This window comes from Bradyrhizobium sp. Leo170 (assembly GCF_004296405.1).
Lineage (GTDB): Bacteria > Pseudomonadota > Alphaproteobacteria > Rhizobiales > Xanthobacteraceae > Bradyrhizobium.
The window spans coordinates 1-889 of record NZ_PSRR01000773.1; the positions used below are offsets into that span (position 1 = coordinate 1).

An 889-nucleotide genomic window follows, 5' to 3' on the forward strand; every position below is an offset into this window, starting at 1 on the left:
TAGATGTGGTCTTTCAGGAGGTTGTCCATCTGGTCCGAACCGAGGAAGCTGAGGTTGCGAAGCTTCAGTGTTCCCCGGAGAGACCAGATGAACAGCCACAAGAATGCGCGTTTGACGCCCAAAGGTCGAGAGGCGATGGTACGCAGCGTGGTGGAAGGTGGGCTGAGCCAGGCCGACGCGGCCTACCAGTTCAACACGACACCGAAGACGGTCGCCAAATGGATCGAGCGGTTCCGCGCCGAAGGTGTGAATGGGTTGCGCGACCGTTCCTCAAGGCCCCTTTCATTGCCAGGCCAAACAGCGCCCGCCACATGCACGATGATCGAGGCGTTGCGCCGGCAGCGCCACACCGGCAAGCAGATCGCCGCCGAGGTCGGTGTCTCGGCGGCGACCGTCAGCCGCGTCCTGCGGCGGCTGGGATTGAACCGGATGCGCGACCTGGCGCCGGCCGAGCCGGCCCGGCGCTATGAACGCGCCGCGCCCGGCGAAATGATCCACCTCGATATCAAGAAGCTCGGCCGTTTCGCGCATGTCGGCCACCGCATCACCGGCGATCGCACCGGCCAGAGCAACCGCCGCGGCGTCGGCTGGGAGTTCGTCCACGTCTGCATCGACGACCACTCCCGCATCGCCTTCTCCGAGATCAAGCCCGACGAGAAGGCCGACAGCGCCGTTCCCTTTCTCAAGGCGGCGGTGGCTTATTACAAAAGCCTCGGCGTCACCGTCACCCGCGTCATGACCGACAACGGCAGCTGCTACAAGGCCTTCGCCTTTCGCGATGCGTGCCGGGACCTCGGCCTCAAGCACATCCGCACCAAGCCCTACACGCCCAAAACCAACGGCAAGGCCGAGCGCTTCATCCAGACCGCGCTCCGCGAATGGGCTTATG

Annotated in this window: 1 protein-coding gene; it reads left to right on the plus strand. The window is 64.6% G+C overall.

The genetic code is table 11. The features are described from left to right. Positions 1-87: 87 nt before the first annotated feature. A partial coding sequence (locus CWO89_RS44610; RefSeq protein WP_130584429.1) for an IS481 family transposase occupies positions 88-889 on the plus strand: 802 nt, incomplete at its 3' end.